General features: G+C 37.5%; 19 protein-coding genes and 1 rRNA gene. 3 read left to right on the forward strand and 17 right to left on the reverse strand.

Translation table 11 applies throughout. The features are described 5' to 3' along the window. From BLR83_RS08610 to BLR83_RS08625, 4 genes are all read right to left on the reverse strand, one after another. Nucleotides 1–62: ribosomal RNA gene (locus BLR83_RS08610) — 16S ribosomal RNA — on the reverse strand; the annotation flags it as partial. A 402-nt stretch (nt 63–464) separates the two neighbouring features. Then, entirely contained in the window at nt 465–1,013 is a 549-nt protein-coding gene (hpf, locus tag BLR83_RS08615; RefSeq protein ID WP_039695883.1) for a ribosome hibernation-promoting factor, HPF/YfiA family, read from the reverse strand. A 76-nt stretch (nt 1,014–1,089) separates the two neighbouring features. Next, nucleotides 1,090–1,752, reverse strand: coding sequence for a ComF family protein (locus tag BLR83_RS08620; RefSeq protein ID WP_074561279.1), 663 nt, complete (start codon nt 1,750–1,752; stop codon nt 1,090–1,092). Continuing rightward, complete coding sequence (locus BLR83_RS08625) at nt 1,752–3,050, reverse strand: ATP-dependent helicase ComFA (protein WP_074561280.1); 1,299 nt, start codon at nt 3,048–3,050, stop codon at nt 1,752–1,754. Before BLR83_RS08625 ends, BLR83_RS08620 begins: the two co-directional genes overlap by 1 nt. 54 nt (nt 3,051–3,104) lie before the next feature. Between BLR83_RS08625 and BLR83_RS08630 the strand changes: the two genes are divergently transcribed. Together BLR83_RS08630 and cysK are read left to right on the forward strand one after the other, a co-directional pair. Continuing rightward, nucleotides 3,105–3,731: a YigZ family protein gene (locus BLR83_RS08630; RefSeq protein WP_074561281.1), complete on the forward strand. Its 627-nt coding sequence runs from the start codon at nt 3,105–3,107 to the stop codon at nt 3,729–3,731. Nucleotides 3,732–3,830: 99 nt separating this feature from the next. Further along, complete coding sequence (gene cysK / locus BLR83_RS08635) at nt 3,831–4,760, forward strand: cysteine synthase A (protein WP_074561282.1); 930 nt, start codon at nt 3,831–3,833, stop codon at nt 4,758–4,760. A gap of 100 nt (nt 4,761–4,860) precedes the next feature. Here the strand turns inward: cysK and BLR83_RS08640 are convergent, their stop codons facing one another. The 13 genes from BLR83_RS08640 to BLR83_RS08700 all read right to left on the reverse strand — a co-directional run bounded on the left by BLR83_RS08640 (nt 4,861) and on the right by BLR83_RS08700 (nt 19,405). Beyond that, a complete protein-coding gene (locus BLR83_RS08640; RefSeq protein WP_020916316.1) occupies nt 4,861–5,217 on the reverse strand; it encodes a S1 RNA-binding domain-containing protein in 357 nt (118 codons plus the stop codon). Continuing rightward, complete coding sequence (locus BLR83_RS08645) at nt 5,217–6,617, reverse strand: bifunctional Cof-type HAD-IIB family hydrolase/peptidylprolyl isomerase (protein WP_081341014.1); 1,401 nt, start codon at nt 6,615–6,617, stop codon at nt 5,217–5,219. The genes BLR83_RS08640 and BLR83_RS08645 overlap by 1 nt, the downstream gene beginning before the upstream one ends. A 123-nt stretch (nt 6,618–6,740) precedes the next feature. Further along, on the reverse strand, nt 6,741–7,385 hold the full coding sequence (locus tag BLR83_RS08650) for a response regulator transcription factor (protein ID WP_074561283.1): 645 nt from the start codon (nt 7,383–7,385) through the stop codon (nt 6,741–6,743). Continuing rightward, nucleotides 7,369–8,394: an envelope stress sensor histidine kinase LiaS gene (locus tag BLR83_RS08655; RefSeq protein WP_074561284.1), complete on the reverse strand. Its 1,026-nt coding sequence runs from the start codon at nt 8,392–8,394 to the stop codon at nt 7,369–7,371. Before BLR83_RS08655 ends, BLR83_RS08650 begins: the two co-directional genes overlap by 17 nt. Continuing rightward, nucleotides 8,391–9,086, reverse strand: a complete 696-nt coding sequence (liaF, locus tag BLR83_RS08660) for a cell wall-active antibiotics response protein LiaF (RefSeq protein WP_039695888.1) — start codon at nt 9,084–9,086, stop codon at nt 8,391–8,393. Before liaF ends, BLR83_RS08655 begins: the two co-directional genes overlap by 4 nt. A gap of 97 nt (nt 9,087–9,183) precedes the next feature. Then, nucleotides 9,184–11,076, reverse strand: coding sequence for a Stk1 family PASTA domain-containing Ser/Thr kinase (gene pknB / locus BLR83_RS08665; RefSeq protein ID WP_074561285.1), 1,893 nt, complete (start codon nt 11,074–11,076; stop codon nt 9,184–9,186). Then, on the reverse strand, nt 11,076–11,813 hold the full coding sequence (locus tag BLR83_RS08670; protein ID WP_074561286.1) for a Stp1/IreP family PP2C-type Ser/Thr phosphatase: 738 nt from the start codon (nt 11,811–11,813) through the stop codon (nt 11,076–11,078). The genes pknB and BLR83_RS08670 overlap by 1 nt, the downstream gene beginning before the upstream one ends. Nucleotides 11,814–11,850: 37 nt before the next feature. Beyond that, the gene (gene rsmB, locus BLR83_RS08675) at nt 11,851–13,173 is read right to left on the reverse strand and encodes a 16S rRNA (cytosine(967)-C(5))-methyltransferase RsmB (protein ID WP_074561287.1); all 1,323 of its coding nucleotides are present in this window, start codon (nt 13,171–13,173) and stop codon (nt 11,851–11,853) included. Further along, a complete protein-coding gene (fmt, locus tag BLR83_RS08680; RefSeq protein ID WP_074561288.1) occupies nt 13,163–14,098 on the reverse strand; it encodes a methionyl-tRNA formyltransferase in 936 nt (311 codons plus the stop codon). Before fmt ends, rsmB begins: the two co-directional genes overlap by 11 nt. A gap of 62 nt (nt 14,099–14,160) precedes the next feature. Next, the gene (locus BLR83_RS08685) at nt 14,161–16,551 is read right to left on the reverse strand and encodes a primosomal protein N' (RefSeq protein WP_074561289.1); all 2,391 of its coding nucleotides are present in this window, start codon (nt 16,549–16,551) and stop codon (nt 14,161–14,163) included. A 131-nt stretch (nt 16,552–16,682) separates the two neighbouring features. Next, on the reverse strand, nt 16,683–16,997 hold the full coding sequence (gene rpoZ, locus BLR83_RS08690; RefSeq protein ID WP_014334364.1) for a DNA-directed RNA polymerase subunit omega: 315 nt from the start codon (nt 16,995–16,997) through the stop codon (nt 16,683–16,685). A gap of 23 nt (nt 16,998–17,020) precedes the next feature. Next, on the reverse strand, nt 17,021–17,638 hold the full coding sequence (gene gmk / locus BLR83_RS08695) for a guanylate kinase (RefSeq protein ID WP_003063524.1): 618 nt from the start codon (nt 17,636–17,638) through the stop codon (nt 17,021–17,023). Nucleotides 17,639–17,797: 159 nt separating this feature from the next. Beyond that, the gene (locus tag BLR83_RS08700; RefSeq protein WP_039695894.1) at nt 17,798–19,405 is read right to left on the reverse strand and encodes a ribonuclease Y; all 1,608 of its coding nucleotides are present in this window, start codon (nt 19,403–19,405) and stop codon (nt 17,798–17,800) included. Nucleotides 19,406–19,554: 149 nt separating this feature from the next. Between BLR83_RS08700 and BLR83_RS08705 the strand changes: the two genes are divergently transcribed. Continuing rightward, nucleotides 19,555–20,040: an S-ribosylhomocysteine lyase gene (locus BLR83_RS08705; protein WP_039695895.1), complete on the forward strand. Its 486-nt coding sequence runs from the start codon at nt 19,555–19,557 to the stop codon at nt 20,038–20,040. Nucleotides 20,041–20,094 lie beyond the last annotated feature (54 nt).

Consider the following 20,094-nt stretch of genomic DNA (forward strand, 5'->3'; position numbering starts at 1 on the left):
ACTTGCATGTATTAGGCACGCCGCCAGCGTTCGTCCTGAGCCAGGATCAAACTCTCATTTAATCTTGTTCTCATTCTGTCACTGACAGATTTATCGTTTTTTGACAGGTTACTTACGTAACCCGCACGTTTGGTTCGTATTGTTCAGTTTTCAAAGGTCTTTGTCTCACTCGAGACAACTTCTATATTCTATCAAATTTGAATCGCTTTGTCAACATCTTTTTTCAAGAAATTTTCAAGATCTTTTCAAATTTGTTACCGCTGCCCTCTCGAACAACAGCTATATTAGTTTATCATTGCCATTTACTTTTGTCAATAACTTTTTTAAGTTTTTTTGTTATTAACTCAAGTCTCTTGAAAGGCTCGCTCTCAAGCAGCAACTATATTAATTTATCATCTATCGTTTCCTATGTCAATAGCTAAATTGAAAAATCCGCTAATTTTTTTAGCGGATTTTTCTACGGGTTATTTGGCTTCGATTAAACCAAGTTCACCATCTTCACGGCGATAAAGAATGTTTGTTACACCATCTTCAGCATCTGTGTAGATAAAGAAATCATGTCCCAAAAGGTCCATTTGAAGAAGCGCTTCGTCAAGATCCATCGGTTTCAAGCTAACGTGTTTTGTACGAACGACGTTTACTGCTGGTCCTTCTTCTACAGGTTCAGCTTCAAACTCACTTGTGAAAATTTGGCTAGCTGGAACTTTTTCACGATGTTTTTTAGCAATTTTAGTCTTATTTTTACGAATTTGACGTTCAATCTTGTCAGTTACCAAATCGATTGATCCATACATATCTTGTGAAACGTCTTCAGCTCTAAGAGTAATTGAATCAACCAAAATTGTTACTTCAACTTTCGCAGTTTTTTCACGGTAAACTTTTAGATTAACACGAGCATCTAATTCTTGTTCAGCATTGAAGTATTTTTCAATTTTTCCGAGTTTAGATTCGACATAGTTACGGATTGCATCTGTTACTTCGATGTTTTCTCCACGAACACTATATTTAATCATAAAAACACCTCTTTCTCGCTATAAAGCGCTTTCTTTACTCTTTTATTATACTGCTTTCATGAAAATTTGCAAGCATTTACCGTGCAATTGTTAAACTTTTTACAATCTTTACTCCTTTTTCATAAAATAAGTGATAAATTCCTTTTAAAGTTGCTCCCGTTGTGTAAATATCATCAAGAATTAATACTTTATCTGGTATCTGGCTGTCTGATTTAATCCTAAAAGGACAGTCACTTGTCAGTCTTTCTTTTCTACTTTTTTCAGATTGCTTTTTAATATCTTTCTTCTCTAAAATATCATAGTAAGAAACCTTAGCAGCATCTAGAATCGCTGTAACTTGATTGAATTGTCTTTCTGTCATTCGTTCTTTGCTGAGTGGTACAGGAATAATTGTATAGTCCTTGTAGTTCTTCAAGACTTGTTTAAGTTCTTTTGCAAAAACATGACTTAGCATAGCATCTCCTTGAAATTTATATTTTGAAAAATACTCTTTCATGGCTTCATTATAGGTATACAGTGCTCGGTTCGAAACTTTATGATTTTCTTTTGCCCACTTCTTACAATCATCACACTGCTCTTTACTACCTTTTCGGTAGCACGTTGGACAGTGGTCATCACCAATTTTTTCAAAGTTTTCCTGACACTCTTTGCAAATCAAATAGCGATTTTTGCGCATTGTAATAATTCCTAGAAAAGTTTCCTTCTCAGAAAATTCTTGTTCGCAAAGCAAACATTTCATTAAAATCCTCCTTTATGATTCAATTCTTTTATTTCAGAAATGGCTTTTTTCATAGCTTTTGTTACGCCATCATGCAAGAACAATAGCTCTCCTGTCGGTCTCTCGGCTGCTCGACCAACTCGACCAGAAATCTGAACAAGTGCACTTTTGCTGTACAATTTGTGATTCGCAAGTAGGACAAAAACATCGACACAAGGAAAGGTTACCCCACGTTCTAGAATGGTTGTCGTCACTAGTATGGTTAATTTTCCTTGTCTAAATTTCTCAACTAATTCCAGCCGATTTTCGGTTTTACTTGACACAAAACCTATCTTTTCATCAGGAAAAATCATCTGTAAAATGCTTGTAAATTCTCTACCTTGTTCAATATTTGGGAAAAATATGAGAAGTGGAAACTGGCTTTGCCTTTGCTTTTTTAAAAGAGAGATTAGTTTAGGAGGAATTTTTTTCTTTTTCATTGCGATTAACACTCGACTTAACCAAACCATTTTTGGAACCACCAGGGGATTGGCGTGAAAACGTCTTGCTAAATGCAATTTTGTCAACTCTCCTTTTTTGACTTTTTTATCTAATTCATCTGTAGAAGTCGCTGTTAGAAAGAGTTTAACGCCATCATCTTTTAGCGATTGATTGACAGCGTGATAAAGCATTTTATTGTCAACAAAAGGAAAGGCATCAACTTCATCGATGATTAATAAATCAAATGCTCGGTAAAATTTTAAAAGTTGATGGGTCGTTGCAATTACCAGTGGAGAACGTTTATACGGCTCAGAATCACCGTGTAAAAGCGTAATCGGACAAGAAAAATCCCGTGATAAACGTTTATAAAGTTCTAAACAAACATCAATCCGTGGACTCGCTAAGCAGACACTTCCACCATTATCAATAACTTTGGCTAAAGATTGATAAATCATTTCGGTTTTGCCCGCACCAGTTACGGCGTGAATCAATAAATCGCGTTTTTCAGAAATACCTGCAAGCATGCCTTTGGAAACTTCATCTTGATAAGGAGTTAGTTTTCCTTGCCACTTTAAAGACTGAGTCTTTGAAAAAGGCTTCTGAGGAAAATAATAAAGCTTGGCGTCACTAGTATTTCTGCCAAAAATTAAGCATTCTCTGCAATAAATTCGACCTGTTTGTAAGGAATGATTTTCTGACATAACACTTCCACAGCGATTGCAAATCATTTGCCCTTTTTCTCTTTTAACCGAAGGAAGGACTTTTGCTTCTTTTTTCAAGTCATCTGTTAATTGACTTTCCGTAAAAATTCTTCCATAGTAATCATTTAACTCTGTCATACCTATTTATTCGAAAATTTTGCTAAATCCCAAAAAATCTTGTAAAATTTGGGTATGAACTATAAAACAATCAAAAACGATGGCGTTTGCGAGGAAGAAATAAAAAAATCTCGCTTTATTTGCCAATTAAAACGCGTTGAAACTGAAGAAGAAGGACGAGAATTCATTGCTCAAATCAAAAAAGAACATTATAAAGCAACTCATTCTTGTTCAGCTATGATTATTGGAGAAAATGCCGAAATCAAGCGTTCTAGTGATGACGGTGAGCCTAGCGGAACAGCTGGTGTACCGATGCTAACTGTTTTGGAAAAACAAGGTTTAACCAATGTTGTCGCCGTTGTTACACGTTATTTTGGTGGTATTAAACTTGGTGCTGGCGGGCTAATTCGTGCTTACGCTGGCAGCGTTGCTAATGCTCTTAAAGAGATTGGTATCGTAGAAGTTAAGGAACAAGAAGGGCTAAAACTCACCCTTTCTTACCCACAATACCAAACATTCTCCAACTTCTTGCAGGCTGAAAATCTTCAAGAATTTGATACAGAATTTCTAGAAAATGTCACTACTCACATCTACCTTGACCCAGAAAATGTAACAGAAGTTAGTGACCGACTTGTTGAATTTTATCAAGGTAAGGTTTCTTTTGAAAAATCTGGTTCAAAAATTGTCGAAGTTGCTTTGTGATAAGATTTCCCTATCACCATGATAAGAATTATATATTTTACAAACAGCCAATTTGAGCATATACTTGACCTATAAATTTTAATTCAAGGAGAATCATTTATGGCAAAAATTTATAACTCAATTACTGAATTAATTGGAAACACTCCTATTATCAAACTTAACAACATTGTTCCTGAAGATGCTGCTGATGTTTACGTCAAAATTGAATCATTTAACCCAGGCTCATCTGTTAAAGACCGCATTGCTCTTCGTATGATTGAAGACGCTGAAAAAGCTGGTACAATCAAACCTGGTGATACAATTGTTGAACCTACATCAGGTAATACTGGTATTGGTCTTGCTTGGGTCGGTGCAGCTAAAGGATACAAAGTCATTATTGTAATGCCTGAAACAATGAGCCTTGAACGTCGTAAAATTATCCAAGCTTATGGTGCTGAACTTGTTTTGACACCAGGAAGCGAAGGAATGAAAGGGGCTATCGCTAAAGCCAAAGAAGTCGCTGCAGAGAAAAATGGTTGGGTACCACTTCAATTTGCTAATCCATCTAACCCAGCTGTTCATGAAGCAACAACAGGAGCTGAAATCATTGAAGCTTTCGGACCAAAAGGTCTTGATGCTTTCGTAGCTGGTGTTGGTACTGGAGGAACTGTTTCTGGTGTTTCTCACGCTCTTAAAAAAGCAAACCCAGACATCAAAGTCTATGCAGTTGAAGCTGATGAATCTGCTGTTCTTTCTGGTGAAAAACCTGGTCCACACAAAATTCAAGGAATTTCAGCTGGCTTTATCCCAGACACCCTCGATACTAAATCTTATGACGCTGTCATTCGCGTCGCATCAGACGATGCTATTGTAACAAGCCGTAACCTTGGTGGAAAAGAAGGATTCCTTGCTGGTATCTCTTCTGGCGCAGCCATCTTTGCAGCTATTGAAAAAGCCAAAGAACTTGGTAAAGGTAAAAAAGTCTTAGCCCTTCTTCCTGACAACGGCGAACGTTACCTTTCAACTTCTCTTTACGACTTTGGTGACTAAAAAATTATCGAAACTTCAACAAGGCTAGAGTTCTGCTCTAACCTTGTTTTCTTATAATTATGATATAAAAAATGCTGAGACGAAGTGCTCAGCATTTTTATTAATCTTTTGTTAGTAATTCTAGGCTTTCTTTTGTCCATTTTGGCAGATTGTCTGCTAATGGTTGAAAACCAATATTTAAATGACTATTTGAAAACCGATGGCGTCTGTGAAGGTGATGTTTTTCCTCTTCAAGAGTACGCAAAGAAAGGCTAGCTTTTTGCGTAAATTCATCAAAATCAACCACTTGTACCAAGACTTTCTCACCAACTTTAAGCAGTTGGTAAATATTTTCAATATAGCCTGTTTTAATTTCTGAGATATGAATAAGGCCTGTAGTCCCATTATCCAATGCGACAAAGGCACCATAAGGTTTTATACCTGTTATTGTTCCAGTGATTTTGTCGCCAATTCTCATTAATCTACTACCTCAATTGTTTCAATAACTACATCTTCAACTGGGCGGTCTTGTGCGCCAGTTTCAACGTTTGCAATTTCATCAAGAACTTTGTATGATTCTTCGTCCATGATTTGTCCAAAGACTGTGTGACGACGGTCAAGGTGAGGTGTTCCACCTTTAGCAGCATAAAGTTCTGCGATTGGTTTTGGCCAGCCACCACGTTCTAGTTCTTTTTGAGCGTATGGAATTTTGCTATTTTGAACGATAAAGAACTGGCTTCCGTTTGTATTTGGACCAGCATTTGCCATTGAAAGAGCTCCACGAACATTGTAAAGTTCTTCTGAGAATTCATCTTCAAAGCTATCGCCATAGATAGATTGTCCACCCATACCAGTACCAGTTGGGTCACCACCTTGAATCATGAATTCAGGAATAATACGGTGGAAAATGATACCGTCATAGTAACCATCTTTTGACAAAGCAACAAAGTTTGCTACTGTTTTTGGTGCATGATCAGGGAAAAGTTTGATTTTCATGTCACCATGATTTGTTTTAATTGTCGCAACTGGACCTTCAACTGTTGATAAATCAACTTGTGGGAAATTTAATTGTTTTTCTACCAAACCGAGTTCCTCCAAGGCATATAAAATGCCATCTTCTTCTACTGTTTTTGTTACAAAATCTGCTTTTTCTTTGAGTTCAGGCACTGCATTGCCCATAGCAATTTTCAAGCCAACATAATCAAAGATTTCCATATCATTTGGGCCATCTCCAAACATCATGGCATTGATTGGTTTTAAGTTTTGACTTTCTAAAACATGGGCAACTCCTGAAGCTTTAGAAACGCCAACCTTAACAACATCAGATGAGTGTTCGTGCCAAGGTACCAAACGAATCTCACTAGCTAAGTCTTCTGGCAATTGCAAGTCAGCATTATTTTCAGCAAATGTCCACATTTGATAAACGTCATTTGTTAAATAAAAATCTGGCTCAACATCACAAATACCATAAATAGGTTTCATAGCATCATCAATCAAGTCACAGCGTTTTGACACGACTGGTTTATCCTTACCAGTAAAACCATATTCAATGCCCTCTGCCTTAGCCCAATTGACATACTTTTCAACTAAATCACGTGGAAGTGGGTCGCTAACAATCTCTGCTTCTTTCTTGTCAACAACATAAGTTCCATTGATTGTGACAAAATAATCAGGATTTAAATCGCGAATTTCAGGAACAACACCATAAAGTGCACGTCCTGTCGCAATCCCTGTCATAATACCTTTTTCTTTCAAACTTTTGAAAACATATTTGATTGACTCAGGCATATAACCTGTTACTTTAACACGCAAGGTATCATCAATATCAAAGAAAACAATTTTTGTCTTCTTAGCCTTGTATTTTGTTTTTACATCCATCTGTATCATTATGGGAAAGGAAATGGTCACTAAAATCTCATTTTCCATAAAAGTCCTTAGACTTTTGTCCCATTTTCCTTTCTAACTTTGAAATCAAAGAAAAGCTATGTTTTTATTATAACATTAATCCTCATCTTGCGGTACTAAATGATGCTTAAAGGCATAGACAACTGCTTGTGTACGGTCATCTACTTCTAGCTTAGCTAAGATGTTTGACACGTGGGTTTTAACCGTTTTTAGTGAGATAAACAATTCATCAGCAATGGTCTGATTGTCATAACCTTTTGCAAGAAGTCGTAAAATATCTCGTTCACGCGCTGTCAAATCTTCATGCAATTCTGGTTTCTGATCGTGGGCTTTGATTTTCTTATCAACCTCTGTCTCGATTGCTAATTCACCACGCGCCACTTTTTGGATAGCATTAAGAATTTCAGCGGCACTAGATGTTTTTAACATATAACCTTTAGCACCTGCTTCAATAACAGGATAGATTTTTTCATTATCAAGGTATGATGTCAAGACAAGAATCTTAGCTTCTTTCCACTCTTCTAGAAGTTTTAGGGTTGCTTCGACACCACTCATTTCTGGCATCACCAAATCCATCACAACCACATCTGGTTTCAAGTCTAAAGCAAGCTTAATCCCTTCAATGCCATTGCCTGCTTCGCCAACAACTTCAACGTCAGGTTGCAAGTTAAAAAAACTTTTCAAACCAAGACGTACCATTTCATGGTCATCAACTAGGATAACTCTAATTTTCTGGGTCATCTTCTTTCTCCTTGTTTTCTCCCTTAACCAAAGGCAAGCGAATATCCATAGATACTCCTTTTCCTTTCTGGCTCAATAATGTCATTGTTCCTGCCATGTCATCAACACGTTCTTCAATATTATTCAAACCATAACTTAAATCATGACGTTCATCCATATCAAAACCGACTCCATTATCAACCATTTTAAGTTGTAATTCTGTCTCTGTTTGATTGAGATAAACTTCTAAGCGCGTTGCCTTGGCATGTTTAAGCGTATTGCTGATAAACTCCTGAGCAATTCGGAAAACATTGTCCTCAATTTTTTTAGGCAATTTTCCAATATTTTTCTTATAAACAACTTCTATACTACTCTTATCTGTTAATTCTTTCAAGAGGATATCAAAGCCTTCAGAAAGGGTTTTATTTTCTAATTCTGTCGGTCTCAAGTGTAGCAATAAAATACGCAAATCTTTTTGTGCATTTTGCAACATGCTTTCAACAGCAGTTAACTGGAATTCCAGTTGATCTCTTTCGATTTGATCAAGATTAGCTGACACTCCTGAAAGAATCATAGAGGATGCAAAAAGCTCTTGACTAACCGTGTCATGAAGATCACGGGCAATTCGTTTACGCTCTTGCTCTACGATTTCTTGTCCATTTTGAATGCGACTATTTTCAGTATTTTGAAGACTATTTGTCAAATGTGTCATTTTTTTAGACAAGCGTGACAAATTGGCATTAATCTCTGTATCTTCATCCAAGCAAACCTCTTGATTATTCAAAATACGACGGAGATTTTGGTTAATGCTTCGTTTGCTATTATCATCTAAAATTACCCAAAGTAGGAGCAATAAAATGGTAACAGCTAAAATCAAGAAAACAATTGAAAAGATGAAACGTTCTCCCATCCAAAAATCTGTAATCAGACTTTTCAGATGTAACTCCAAACTGTCTAGAACAACGACAACGATAGAAATGATGATGATACTTGCATAAAGAATCAAAAGTAAAAAATGATGTTTTTTCATTTACGCACCACCTCAACATCTCCTGCTAAAACATTAACAATCACCTTAACAGCTTTCAAACATTCTTCATCTTTAGGATGCCATAATTTTAAAGATTCATTTCGCAGGTCATATTCTTCAAAATCAAAATAACGAACACTGCCATAAATCGCACTAACATCCAATTTAACCGCAACATCAATAGGAACTAAAATCTTTGTTGGACCAAAAACTTTGCGGATAATCACAACATTATCCTTACCTGTTACGATGACACTGCTTAAATCAATAGTATCACTTCCAGTTAAACGAACCATGTTGATGTCATCAAAAGCATAAAAATCACTGTCATGCATATCCGCCCCAATCCATTGATTACGAATTGGTTTTGCTTTCAAGTCTTCCTCACGAAAACGAACCAAAGCAAAGCGATTTTTCTTCTTAACTTGCGAAAAGTGATTAATGACCACATAAACAACCCCAAGCACAACCGCCATGATAATGTATGGATTAAGCATCAAAATCAAAAATAAAAGAACCAATCCTACTGTTAACAATAAATTATTGCGCTTGTCTTGATTATAAAAACGTAATGCCAAAAGAATTAAAACTAAAATTAAGATAAAACTCGATAAATTGTTGGCCATAATTGTCATTAAGCCCATGACTAATAAAATAGTTTCGACAATGACAAAAAATTGAACTTTCCTCATATCATACCCTTTCTTTTTCTGTATTTTACCAAAAAGAAGCGGAAATTGCTCAGTTTTTCCTAAAAAAGAACACCTATTTAGGTGTTCTTATAATATCTTATTGTTCAACTGATGATGAGTCAGTTTGTGAACTTTCTTCAGTGCTGCTACTGCTACTACTTGAAGAACTTGACTCACTAGTTTCACTTGTCTCAGATGACTCAGGAACAGATTGAGATGGTGCGACTTCTGAAGACTGAGATTCACTTCCAGCTGAGAAGTAAAGTTTCACATTTCCTTCAATAGCTGCGCCAAAGTAAGGATCTTGTGCCACAACAACTGCAGAAGTAGATGGTGTTTTGACTTGAGAGTATCCAGTTGATGAATTAGCATCTGCTTGGAATACCGTAATGTGTGAGCTTGATAATCCAAGAGCTGATAATTCAACGATAGCATCTTGATAAGTATAACCAATAAGATTTGGCATAACAATTGCTGCGACTTTGAAAGTAATCTTATCTTGACTACCAACTTTCGTACCTTTTTCAGGTGTTTGACTGATAATGGTTCCACCGTCATAACTTGTACCAGTTTCCCATTCAACATCAATCATCTTACTTGAAATACCGTGTTTATCTTCGAGTTCTTTGATAACTTCTTGATAATTCTTACCAGTATAATCTTTCATCTTAAATCCTGAAGTTCCTTTTGACACATAAATGTCAACTTTGGCTCCTTCTTTCTTAGATGAACCTGCTGTTGGGTCTGTCTTAATAACATGACCCTTTGTCACAGTATCACTAGCAACTTTGTGAATATCACCAACTTTAAGTCCAGCTGAAGTTAAACTTTTCTTAGCATCTGATAAGCTTGTTCCTGCTACATCTGGAACATTAACAGAAGCTGGTGTGCTCAATGTCAAGTAAGTAAAGATAGCAATCGCAACAACTACGACAGCAAAGAAGATTTTCACTAATGTACCGAACATACGGTGTGATTTTTTCTTCTTCGCTTTTGCTTTTGCATTTTTATTATCCGCAGCTTCTCGGTTAACTTTAGCTGCTTTTTGTTGTTTTTTCAACAATTGTTCTGTTGTTGATGGAACAGGTGTTGACGCTGTTACTTTTGGAAGTGTCTTGGTATTTTCAGTATCTTCAAAGACAAGTTTGCGTTCACGACTGCGGTTATATGAAAGAGCAGTCATTAAATCACGACTCATCTCAAAAGTTGATGCGTAACGGTCACTCAAGCGTTTTGCAGTAGCTTTAATGACAACATTTTCCAAGGCTTGAGGAACGTTTTTATTCTCATCAATGATTGAAGGAAGTGGTTTTTGGAAATGTTGAAGAGCAATGGTTACAGCTGAATCACCATCATATGGGATGTGACCTGTCAACATTTCAAACAACATAATCCCCATAGCGTAAATATCACTTTGAACAGTGGCTTTTGAACCACGCGCTTGTTCAGGTGATAGATAATGCACACTACCAAGCATTGAGTTTGTCTGTGTTAAACTTGTTTCTGCAAAGGCTACAGCGATACCAAAGTCGGTAACTTTAACCGTTCCGTCTTTGGTTAACAAGATATTTTGTGGTTTTAAATCACGGTGAACAATCCCTTGTTGATGAGCCAAAGTCATCGCAGACAAGACTTCTTCCATGATTCTAACAACTTCATTATTAGAAAGAGGGGCGTGGTCTTGAATATATTTTTTCAAGTCCGAGCCATCAACATATTCCATCACTAAGAATTGCTGTCCGTCTTCTTCTCCAATATCACGAATCGAAACGATATTTGGATGGTTTAGCTCTGCCATGGCACGCGCTTCACGTTGGAAACGAGCAACGGCAATTTGATCTGTTTGATAATTAGTTCGAAGGACTTTGATAGCCACTTCTTCATTATCAAGAATTAGATCTTTGGCAAGATAAACATCTGCCATTCCACCTCGTCCGATAGATTTGAGGATCCGATAACGACCAGCAAATAATTTGCCAATCTGAATCATTAAGCTTCCTCACTTTCGGCGTGGATAAGAGCAATGGTGATATTATCAAGACCTCCACGTTCGTTAGCAAGAGTTACTAGCTCATTATTTTTATCGTCAAGATTTTTATCTTGACTCAAAATGCTAACAATTTCGTCATTGGTAATCATGTTTGTTAAACCATCACTGTTAATGATAAGATAATCGTCTTCTTCAAGAACTTGAACCCCTAAATCAGGTTCAACTGGATTAGCTTGTCCAATAGATTGCGTGATAATATTTTTTTGTGGGTGATTAGCAGCTTCTTCTTCTGTCAATTGACCAGCTTTCACCAATTCATTAACAAGAGAGTGATCGCTTGTTAACAATTCGTATTCACCATTATGAAGCAAGCCAATGCGTGAATCACCAACGTGAGCAAAGATAACATTGTTATCAACAATCGCTAAAGCTTCAACGGTTGTTCCCATACCTTTATACTCATCGGTTTGACCCAGTTCATAAATTCTTTGATTTTCTGCTTCAAGCGCAGCAATCAGCCAATCACGAATTTGGCTTAATTCTGTAAATTCGGTACTAATCCATTCACGTCCAAGGTCAGTAACGGTCATTTCACTAGCAATATTACCAGCACGATGACCTCCCATACCATCTGCTAGGATGACTAAAGTGATACCTTTTTCGTTATCAAATTTATTAATAAAATCCTGATTATTTGAACGTCTTTGTCCGATATCAGTTACAAGTGAAATTTTCATAGTTTTCCTTCTGACTGTGTCAGTTTCCTCCTTGAGATTACAAGATACGTTTAACTTGTCCAATAAAGAACCCGTCTGTCTGATATTGTTCAGGGGTAATCGCAATACAACCATCTCTTACAATATCTTCTTGCGTATGACTCAGTTTTACCTGTTCAAAATTTGGATGAGTTTCTAAAAATTTGTTAATGACTTGGAAGTTTTCCTCATCAAAAATCGTACAAGTACTATAAGTTATTATACCACCTTTACGCAATGTTTGACAAACGCTATCAAGAATTTGCAATTGAATTTCCTGTAAAGCCGTGAAATCTTGATTTTCTTTATTGTACTTAATGTCAGGTTTACGACGGATAAGACCAATTCCTGAACATGGTGCATCAACTAATATTTTATCAAAAGTATCTGGTGCAAAATGTTCGTGAACTGTTGTGGCATCCATTTTTTGTGTAGAGATTTTATCAGCCACATGTAGGCGTTTGGCATTATCCATTACCAAATCAAGCTTGTGGTCGTATAAATCTAATGCTGTGATATGCCCGCTTGTCAGATAAGAAGCCATATGAGTGGTCTTTCCACCTGGAGCTGCGCAAGCATCTAAGATATTTTCATCGCCATGAATATTAAGCGTTGGGGCCACCAATTGACTAGATTCATCTTGAATCGTGATGTCACCTTGGGCAAAATAGTCTGTTCCAGCAAAGTGACCTGATGTTTTAACCAAACCAACTGGAGATAAAGTAGATTGTTCTGCGCCTGTTGTAGCTTTAATCTCAGCCAATTTTTCAGGATTTGTCACTCGAATACTTGCTTTATTTCGGATAAACAGACTTTGCATAATAGCTTTGGCACGGTCCTCACCGAATTGGTCAATTAACTTTTTAACCAACCAGACTGGTAAAGAATAAAGAACTGAGTAACGTTTGTTTTTACGTTTAATGCTTTCAGGATTTGGGAGGTCATCTTTGGTCAAACGTCGCAAAATCGCATTGACAAATTTTTCAGCACCTTTTTTATTGCCACGATTTTTGGCAATATTAACCGCGTCATTTACCACAGCGTGAGCTGGCATTTTATCAAGATACAATAATTGATAAAGGCTCAACATCAAGAGATAATAAACCCAAGAGTCCAATTTGTCACGATCTTCAATATAGTGAGCTAAGTACCATTCTAGGGTAATCTTTCGTGCTACTGTACCATAAACGATTTCTGTCACCAAAGACTTATCTTTTTGTGACAAGTGAGTCTGTTTTAGTTCCTGATTGAGAGCAATATTTGAATATGCTCCTTCTTCAAAGACATTTTCAAGAACGACTAGCGCTAAGCCACGCGCTTGTTTCTTCCAATCATTCGCCAATAAGGTCACCTACTTCAAGTTTACGTCCAACACCATTTAAGAAATCCACAACGCTCATGCGTGGTTTCCCTGCTGGTTGAACTGTTTTAAGAGAAATTGCACCGTCTCCAGTTGCCACAACCAATGTTTTCTTACCTTTTTCAATGATTTGACCTGGTTGTCCTTGACCTTCTGCCAAGCTTGCTTCATAGATTTTGAAACGTTTGCCATCAAGAAGGGTGTGGGCAACAGGCCATGGATACAAACCACGGATATGGTTAAAGACCTCACGCGCTGATTTATTCCAGTCAATGCGTTCTTCTTCTGGTGTGATATTTGGTGAGAAAGTTGCTTTGCTTTCATCTTGTGGTTCTGGTTTGATATTTCCAGCAATGTAATCTGGCAATGTTTTCAAAAGTAAATCACGTCCAATAACGGCTAGTTTTTCAAACATTGTCCCAACGTTATCTTCGTCAGTAATTGGTGTTGATGCTTTAGCAATCATGTCACCAGCATCCATTTTCTTAACCATTTCCATGATTGTCACACCTGCTTCTTTGTCACCGTTGATGATAGCGTAGTGAATTGGTGCGCCGCCACGGTATTTAGGAAGAAGTGAGGCATGCACATTAACTGCGAAGTCAACAGAATCAAGCAATTTTGTTGGCAAGAATTGACCAAAAGCAGCTGTTACAATACCATCTGCCCCTAAAGTCATAAGCTCAGCCATTTCATCTGAACCAGACATTTTTTCAGGCTGATAAACTGGTAAATTGTGTGCCAAAGCAACTTCTTTAACAGGTGTCATTTTGATTTCTTTTTTACGACCAACCGCGCGGTCTGGTTGTGTCACAACCGCTAAAACATCGTAGTTAGCATCATCTAGTAAACCTTCTAGAACAGTCGCTGCAAAATCAGGTGTTCCCATAAAAATTAATTTTGTCATTTTTCTTCCTCTCAAAGGATTTTATTACTTAAATTTTTTCTTTATTATAGCATAGTGAGAGCCTACATAAAATTTTGTGGCTCATGGTCTATTACCAGTCGCAAGTCCTTATTTTCAGGTAATTGAGTCATGTCTAAAATCTGATTCAAAACACTTTCTAAGTGGTCCTCAAAGCGATATTTGACAATGATTTGATAGTGATAAAGATTGTGCGTTCTGGCAATTGGCTTAGGCGTTGGACCGAGAATTTTAATTTTGTCAGATAAATGCTGACGCAAAATTTGAAGCAATTCAAAAGACTTACGCACAACGGTCTGCTCATCCTTATGTGACAAGGTTAAGCCAACCGTAAAATAATATGGTGGGTAAGATAATTGCTTACGAATGCCCATCTCATAAGCGTAAAAAGCTTCATAATCTTGCTTTTGGGCTAACCTGATGGCGTAGTGCTGTGGATTGTAGGTCTGAATCAAGACCTCTCCTTCTTTTTCAGCACGTCCAGCACGCCCTGCAACCTGAGTCAACAATTGAAATGTTCGCTCAGACGATCTAAAATCAGGCAGATTTAGTGACGTATCCGCATTTAACACACCTACCAAAGTAACATTCGGAAAATCAAGTCCTTTAGCAATCATCTGTGTTCCTAACAAAATATCAGCCTCATGATTACCAAATTTATCCAGAATCCGCTGATGCGCCCCCTTTTGTCGTGTGGTATCGACATCCATTCGCAAGATACGAGCTTGCGGGAAAACCTCTGCTAATTCATCGTAAGCTTTTTGAGTCCCAGTCCCGTAATAACGGATGCTACGACTATGACAATTTGGACAAGTATGCGGAATGGCTTTTTCAAAACCACAATAATGACAATTCATAGTCTTGGTATCCATATGAAGCGTCAAGGAAATATCACAATTTGGACACTCATCCACATAGCCACAATCACGACACATGACAAAGCTTGAATAGCCACGACGATTTAGCATAAGCACTACTTGCTCTTTTTTGGCTAATCGGTCTGCAATTTTTTCCAGCAGATAAGGCGTGTAATTGCTGACTTCCTGCTGACCAACGTAATCACGAAAATCAACAATATCAACTTTTGGAATCTTAGCCAAAGGATTGGCACGGTGAGTCAACTGCAAGAACTGATAGACGTTACGGCTAGCACGCGCACGACTCTCAATACTTGGCGTTGCAGATCCCATTAACAAAACAGCCTTATGGTATTTTGCACGAAGTAAAGCCACATCACGTGCATGGTAACGCGGGTTCGATTCTTGCTTGTAAGTTGCCTCGTGCTCTTCATCAATGATGATAGCGCCAATATTTTCCATTGGAACAAAGATAGCAGATCTAGCACCTACGACAACGCGAGCTTGACCCGATTTTATCTTTCGCCATTCATCAAATTTTTCACCATCTGACAAAGCCGAATGCATAATAGCCACTTGCTTGCCAAAGCGTGAAATAAAGCGGTTTGTCATCTGAGGCGTCAAAGAAATCTCAGGCACCAAAACAATCGCTGTTTTACCAAGCTTCAAGACCTTATCAATAATGTGCAAATACACTTCGGTCTTACCTGAACCAGTCACGCCTTCTAACAAGAAAGGTTTAGACTCCTTGCCAATTTGACTCGTCACCTTTTCAACCACAGCAACTTGTTCTTCATTTAACTCAAGAAAATCCGTCGTTGCAACGTCAAAATAAGCATCCGAACGTTTCTTCTCTTTTTCTAAAATGGTTAGCAGATGATTTTCCACAAAGAATTTAACAACGTCACGTGAAAAGAGCTGATACAAGTCTGCCAATTTTCCTTCATCAGGATGCTCAAGTAAGTAATCACGTAACATCAAACGCTTCTTAGCTCTTGCTGAAATCTCTGCTTGAGCTAACTGGTCCGAATTAACTTGATAGAATTTCTCAGTTTTGATATTTTTCTTATCTTTAGCAAGATAATCAACTGAAATTTTTCCTGCTTGAACCAACCTGGCAACTTTTTTGGCTTCTTCTTCAGATAAGCTTGAGTGAAGTCTGTTATCTTTATCACCAAATAAAGCCAAGCGCTCTTCATCAGACAACGTTTCTGTCGGCATCAAGCGCTTATCGTACGTTGAATTGAGCAAATTAGGAATCATTGATTTCAAAATTGAAATCTTATAAGAAAAAACAGTATGACGCATTTGGTCTGCTAAAGCAAGCTGCTCTTCATTTAAAACTGGTTCAAAATCCAAAACCTCGCGAATAGCCTTTAAATCACTGATATTATCGTCAATGCCCTCAGAAAATCCGACAACAAAGCCTTGCAAAAGACGATTACCACGACCAAAAGGGACATGCACCCGTGAGCCTAACATCACTTGATTTTGCATGTCTTCTGGCACGAGATATGAGAAAGGCTTATCAGTCTGCATTAATGGCACATCAACAATGACCTGAGCAATTTTTGTCATAACTATCCTTTCTAAATAAACTCAAAAAATATCCTAAGGAAAAAAAGAATAATCATCATGATAAGCAACCTAAAAAACTTGTTTACTTTATCACAATGATTTATTACAAGAAAAATCTAAGATAAAATACCTTAGATTTTTTCTCCTTCTTCTTTTTCTTTAGCGATTTGTTCTTTGATTTTACGTTCTTCTTCTTCTTTAGCCAAGCGTTCTGCTTCGATACGAGCATGTACAGCAGCACGTTTTGCTTCTGGATCTGGATGGATAACAACGTTACCAGATTCGATTTCTTCAAGAGCTTGCAAAGTAGCTTTTACTGATTTGAATTCTTGAGTTGGTTTTGCACCAGCTTCAAGTTCGTGAGCGCGTTTAGCTTGAAGAATGCAAAGTGAGTATTTTGATGGCACTTTATCTAGCAAAGTGTCAATAGAAGGTTTTAACATCATAGCTTTTTTCTCTCTTCTCTCTTTTAGTCAATGTCTTTAATCATGTCGTTGTAACGTCCAATAACACGATCAACACGGAAATGTTCTGCTTCGATAATGCGTTTAACACGTTCAGCTGCCAAAGGCACTTCATCATTAACAACAGCATAATCGTATTCGCGCATCAAAGCAATCTCTTCTTTAGCACGTTCGATACGTTGACGGATAACTTCTTCACTATCAGTACCACGACCAACCAAACGATCTTTTAATTCGTCCAAATCTGGTGGAGTCAAGAAAATGAAGACACCATCTGGAACTTTTTTCTTAACTTGAAGAGCACCTTGAACTTCGATTTCAAGGAATACATCGATTCCTTTATCGAGCGTTTCATTAACGTAAGTCAGTGGTGTGCCGTAGTAGTTGCCTACATATTCAGCATATTCCAACATTTGACCATTTTTAATAAGCTCTTCAAATTCTTCACGAGTTCGGAAGAAATAATCAACGCCATCAACTTCTCCTGGACGCTTTTGGCGCGTTGTCATAGAAACAGAATACTCAAATTTATGATCAGGTGTTGAAAAAATTTCTTGGCGAACTGTTCCCTTACCAACCCCAGAAGGTCCTGAGAAAACAATTAACAAACCACGTTCGGTCATGCCACTCTCCTTATTATAGACTACAAGTTAAGACTTGCTTTTTATCAATTAGACTACAGTCTAGTATATCAAAGATAAGGCTATATTTCAAGGAAATTTACAAGGTCCTTCACATTAAAAAGAAGCACGTCTAAAACGTACTTCTTCTTGTCTATTTCATTATTTTGCGTAATCGACTGCACGTAGTTCACGAATAACTGTAACTTTAATATTACCAGGATAATCAAGGTTATTTTCAATTTTTTCACGAACTTTGTGTGCGATGATTGTTACCTCATCATCGGAAATTTTATTTGGTTGCACCATGATGCGAATTTCACGACCAGCTTGCAAGGCATAGCTGTTTTGAACGCCATCAAAGCTCTTGGCAATTTCTTCCAAGTCACGTAAACGTTTGATGTAGTTTTCCATAGACTCATTACGAGCACCTGGACGAGCTGAGCTAAGAGCATCAGCTGCTGCCACGATAACAGCAATGACACTTTCAGGTTCTACATCGCCGTGGTGACTTGCAATTGCATTAACCACGATTGGGTTTTCTTTGTACTTACGAGCAAATTCTGCACCAATCTCAACGTGGCTACCTTCGACTTCACGGTCAATGGCTTTCCCCATATCATGCAAGAATCCTGCACGACGAGCAAGCATAACGTTTTCGCCAAGTTCACTAGCAAGAATACCAGCCATCTTACCAACTTCAACTGAGTGGCGAAGAACATTTTGACCATATGACGTTCTGAATTGCAAACGTCCCATAATTTTAATTAAATCAGGATGCAAGTTTACTGCACCGATTTCAAAAGCAGCAGCTTCACCATATTCACGAATACGGTTATCCATTTCCAAACGGTTCTTTTCAACCAATTCTTCAATGCGTGCTGGGTGAATACGACCATCTTGGATTAGAGCTTCCAAGGTCATACGAGCAATTTCGCGACGGATTGGATCGAAACCTGAAAGAACAACCACTTCAGGAGTATCATCAATGATGACATCAATCCCTGTCAAACTTTCAAGAGTACGAATGTTACGTCCTTCACGACCAATAATACGACCTTTCATACTATCATCAGGAAGATGAACAGTTGTAATGGTTTGTTCAGTAACGTATTCACCAGCCATTCGTTGCATGGCTTGAGCGAGAATGTTTTTGGCGAGCTTGTTAGACTTATCGCGAACCTCACGTTCAGCATCTTTAATACGAGTGGCAATTTCATGCGTCAAATTAGTTTCAGTTTCCGTCAAAATAATTTCACGCGCTTCTGCAATCGTCATCAAAGCTACACGTTCAAGTTCCGCTTTTTTCTGTTCTTCGAGTTCTCCGATTTGTTTTTCACGCTCATTAATGTGTCTAGATTTATCGGTTAGACTTTGTTCTTTACTATCCAACACTTTTTCTTTGCTGGTTAGATTTTCATCCTTGCGATCAAGAGAAGACGCTCGTTCTGTCAAACGAGTCTCCATTTGTTTTAACTCTTGTCTTTCAGATTTAAATTCTTTTTCAATCTCTTCTCGATATTTTCTAGCCTCTTCTTTTGCTTCGATCAGTAATTCTTTGCGATGAGCTTTCGTTTCTCGCTCAGCTGATTTTCTAATGTGCTCAGCTTCTAATTCAGCCTTGCCACGTAGATTCACAGCATCCTGTTCTGCATTTAAAAGAGTGAGTTCTGCAGCTTCTTTCGCAGACTTAAGTCTGATGGAAATTAGTGCATAACCAACTATCAAACCAATGAGGGCAAAAACAACCAAGATAATAATATTTGCCATGTTTTTACCTCAATAAAAATTTTAGATTTCATCTATAGAAAGCTACTTTCAAGTTTACCATAAATCGAGTTTTTTCACAATTTAAAATTGTAAAGCGTTTTACTAAAATTTATGATATGATTATTAGAGGAATAAAAAAGGAGTCTATTATGTCTAAAAAAGAAGTAACTGTAGAAAGTTTCGAACTTGACCATACAATTGTTAAAGCACCTTATGTCCGTCTTATTTCTGAGGAAGTTGGTCCTAAAGGTGATGTGATTACAAACTTTGATATTCGTCTTGTTCAACCAAATGAAAATGCTATTCCAACTGCTGGATTGCACACAATCGAACACTTGCTCGCTAAACTTATCCGTGAACGTATCGACGGAATGATTGACTGTTCACCATTTGGCTGCCGTACTGGTTTCCATTTGATTATGTGGGGTAAACACAACACTACTGAAATTGCCAAAGTCATTAAATCAAGTTTAGAAGAAATCGCTACTGTAACATCATGGGATGACGTTCCTGGTACAACTATCGAATCTTGTGGTAACTACAAAGACCACAGCCTATTTACAGCAAAAGAATGGGCAAAACTTATTCTTAAAGATGGTATCTCAGACGATCCATTTGAACGTCACGTCATCTAAATCTTTTAAGTCAGCTAGCAGCTGGCTTTTTTTTTACACCAAAAAGGACAGAGA

The sequence above is a fragment of the Streptococcus equinus genome (assembly GCF_900101445.1).
Classification (GTDB): Bacteria; Bacillota; Bacilli; order Lactobacillales; family Streptococcaceae; genus Streptococcus; species Streptococcus equinus_B.

Bases quoted from the DNA above. Each gene is read 5' to 3' on its own strand.
- hpf (WP_039695883.1), bottom strand. From the start codon at position 1,013: ATGATTAAATATAGTGTTCGTGGAGAAAACATCGAAGTAACAGATGCA.
- BLR83_RS08620 (WP_074561279.1), bottom strand. From the start codon at position 1,752: ATGAAATGTTTGCTTTGCGAACAAGAATTTTCTGAGAAGGAAACTTTT.
- BLR83_RS08625 (WP_074561280.1), bottom strand. From the start codon at position 3,050: ATGACAGAGTTAAATGATTACTATGGAAGAATTTTTACGGAAAGTCAA.
- BLR83_RS08630 (WP_074561281.1), top strand. From the start codon at position 3,105: ATGAACTATAAAACAATCAAAAACGATGGCGTTTGCGAGGAAGAAATA.
- cysK (WP_074561282.1), top strand. From the start codon at position 3,831: ATGGCAAAAATTTATAACTCAATTACTGAATTAATTGGAAACACTCCT.
- BLR83_RS08640 (WP_020916316.1), bottom strand. From the start codon at position 5,217: ATGAGAATTGGCGACAAAATCACTGGAACAATAACAGGTATAAAACCT.
- BLR83_RS08645 (WP_081341014.1), bottom strand. From the start codon at position 6,617: ATGGATGTAAAAACAAAATACAAGGCTAAGAAGACAAAAATTGTTTTC.
- BLR83_RS08650 (WP_074561283.1), bottom strand. From the start codon at position 7,385: ATGACCCAGAAAATTAGAGTTATCCTAGTTGATGACCATGAAATGGTA.
- BLR83_RS08655 (WP_074561284.1), bottom strand. From the start codon at position 8,394: ATGAAAAAACATCATTTTTTACTTTTGATTCTTTATGCAAGTATCATC.
- liaF (WP_039695888.1), bottom strand. From the start codon at position 9,086: ATGAGGAAAGTTCAATTTTTTGTCATTGTCGAAACTATTTTATTAGTC.
- pknB (WP_074561285.1), bottom strand. From the start codon at position 11,076: ATGATTCAGATTGGCAAATTATTTGCTGGTCGTTATCGGATCCTCAAA.
- BLR83_RS08670 (WP_074561286.1), bottom strand. From the start codon at position 11,813: ATGAAAATTTCACTTGTAACTGATATCGGACAAAGACGTTCAAATAAT.
- fmt (WP_074561288.1), bottom strand. From the start codon at position 14,098: ATGACAAAATTAATTTTTATGGGAACACCTGATTTTGCAGCGACTGTT.
- BLR83_RS08685 (WP_074561289.1), bottom strand. From the start codon at position 16,551: ATGACAAAAATTGCTCAGGTCATTGTTGATGTGCCATTAATGCAGACT.
- rpoZ (WP_014334364.1), bottom strand. From the start codon at position 16,997: ATGATGTTAAAACCTTCTATTGACACTTTGCTAGATAAAGTGCCATCA.
- gmk (WP_003063524.1), bottom strand. From the start codon at position 17,638: ATGACCGAACGTGGTTTGTTAATTGTTTTCTCAGGACCTTCTGGGGTT.
- BLR83_RS08700 (WP_039695894.1), bottom strand. From the start codon at position 19,405: ATGGCAAATATTATTATCTTGGTTGTTTTTGCCCTCATTGGTTTGATA.
- BLR83_RS08705 (WP_039695895.1), top strand. From the start codon at position 19,555: ATGTCTAAAAAAGAAGTAACTGTAGAAAGTTTCGAACTTGACCATACA.